Here is a 1,790-nt window from a genome sequence, read left to right on the forward strand (position 1 = left end):
CCGGGACGCCGCAGCGGCGGCCGCCGAGACCGCGGCGCTGCGCGGCGCGACCGGCTTCGGGCCCACCCTGGCGGCCGGCCGCGGCCTGCGCTTCACCGGGGACCTCGCCGCCCTCCCGGTCACCGTCGCCTGGGGCACCCGGGACCGCATCCTGCTGCGCCGTCAGGGCGTCCGCGCCCTGCACGAACTGCCCGGCGCCCGGCTGGTCCGGCTGGACGGCTGCGGGCACGTGCCGATGAGCGACGATCCGGAGCTGGTGGCCCGGGTGATCCTGGACACCTGTGCCGCGGAGGACCAGCCGGCCCGGGGAGCGGGAGCGGCCGGGGCGGAGGGAGCGGGCGGGGCGGTCAGCCGGCCAGTGTGATCCGGATGCCGACGGTGCCGCGCTCGCCGCGGCGCACCCGGCTGCCGAGCAGGGTGAGCACGCCGAGCAGGCCGTACTTCTGCCGCAGCAGCGTCCGGTAGGAGGCCGTCCGCTCCGGTCCGAGCAGCTCGGCGGTGGCCGGGTACGACTCGCCGGTCGGGCGGCCCTTGACGTCGCAGGGGCCGACCAGGACGTCGGCGCGGTTGCGGATCCGCTTGACCTTCCAGGAGTCCGCGACGGTCCAGACGCCCAGCGCGTCGCCGTCGCGGACCACCCAGACCGGGGTGGGCACGGCGGTGCCGTCCTTCTTGTACGTGGTCACCAGCAGGTAGCTGCCGGAGGAGAGTCGGACCAGGCGCTCCAGCAGCTCCTGCTGCGCGGGGTCGGGGCCGTCGGCGCGGTCGGGGGTCTCGGCGTTCATGGCGCGAAGTCTAGGCCGTTCCCGGGACGGAGCCCGTCCGCCCGCGTACCGGGGTCACCAGAACCTGGCCAGCTCGCTCTGCTTGAACGGCTGCGGGCTGACGCACAGGTCACCGGCGAACGGGCGGTCCAGGACCAGCACCAGCAGCAGGCTGAACCCGATCAGCCCGGCCACCGAGCCGACGAACAGCAGCCGGATCCGCCGGTTGCGGATGCCGTAGATGAAGGTCAGCGGCAGGATCACCAGTGCCCCGCCGATCACCAGCAGCCAGAGCAGCGGGGGCAGCGACAGCTTGCTGTCCGCGATCCGGGACCGGCGCTGGGCGACCACGTCGTTGAGGCTGTCCACCGCCTCCTGGTAGAACACCTGCTCGCTCTGGGACTGCGGCTCGAACCCGCGCAGGGCCGCGTACATGGCCTCCACGTGCTCGGCCGTGCGGGAGAAGTCGCCGCGGCCCTCGCGCATCAGCGGCCACTGCACCTCGACGACGGAATGGACGTAGCCCTTCACCGCGGCATCCACCGCTGCCTGGTGCTCGGGCGGGAAGGCGCGGGCGTCACGGACGATCTGGGAGGCCGAGGTCGCCTCGGTGGCGACCACCGACATGGTGCCCTCCAGCTGGGTCCAGAGGTTGACGATGACGAAGGCCAGGATGATGCCGTAGATCGCGCCGAACATGCCGAGCACCACGCCCACCATCTCGTTGTGCTCGCCGGTGGCGAGGGCCGGGTGCCGGCGATAGGCGAGCAGGCTGCCGAGGACGGCCAGTGCGACGAACCCGCCGACCACGAGCAGGGTCAGCGCCACGGTCGAGAAGCGGTTCAGCAGCCAGAGCTCCACGGGGCCTTCCCTCGTCCTCGGCCGGTCACCGGGGCGGTCCGGTCCGGGGCCGGGAGCGTCGCCGGGCCGAGTGCACCAGCGCGCGGACGGTCCGGGCCGCGGACCGCCGCCGGCCGCGCCCGCCCACCGCCGTCGCACCGCGCAGTGCCGTGGCACCGCCGAGCG

General features: G+C 74.4%; 3 protein-coding genes. 1 reads left to right on the forward strand and 2 read right to left on the reverse strand.

Features of this window, described 5'->3' with window-relative positions; translation table 11 throughout:
- Positions 1 to 364: alpha/beta fold hydrolase (locus tag ABZ885_RS40470; RefSeq protein WP_360200107.1), on the forward strand; the 364-nt coding region annotated here is incomplete at its 5' end.
- On the opposite strand, the gene ABZ885_RS40475 is transcribed toward ABZ885_RS40470, so the two are convergent.
- Together ABZ885_RS40475 and ABZ885_RS40480 are read right to left on the reverse strand one after the other, a co-directional pair.
- A complete protein-coding gene (locus tag ABZ885_RS40475; RefSeq protein WP_360200109.1) occupies positions 348 to 785 on the reverse strand; it encodes a PPOX class F420-dependent oxidoreductase in 438 nt (145 codons plus the stop codon). The two genes, ABZ885_RS40470 and ABZ885_RS40475, sit on opposite strands and share 17 nt — an antisense overlap.
- A gap of 54 nt (positions 786 to 839) precedes the next feature.
- Positions 840 to 1,625: a DUF4239 domain-containing protein gene (locus ABZ885_RS40480; RefSeq protein ID WP_360200111.1), complete on the reverse strand. Its 786-nt coding sequence runs from the start codon at positions 1,623 to 1,625 to the stop codon at positions 840 to 842.
- Between the last annotated feature and the right edge of the window lie 165 nt (positions 1,626 to 1,790).

Origin of the sequence: Kitasatospora sp. NPDC047058, assembly GCF_040643935.1 — a bacterium.
In the GTDB taxonomy this organism is placed as follows: domain Bacteria; phylum Actinomycetota; class Actinomycetes; order Streptomycetales; family Streptomycetaceae; genus Kitasatospora.

Bases quoted from the DNA above. Each gene is read 5' to 3' on its own strand.
- ABZ885_RS40475 (WP_360200109.1), bottom strand. From the start codon at position 785: ATGAACGCCGAGACCCCCGACCGCGCCGACGGCCCCGACCCCGCGCAG.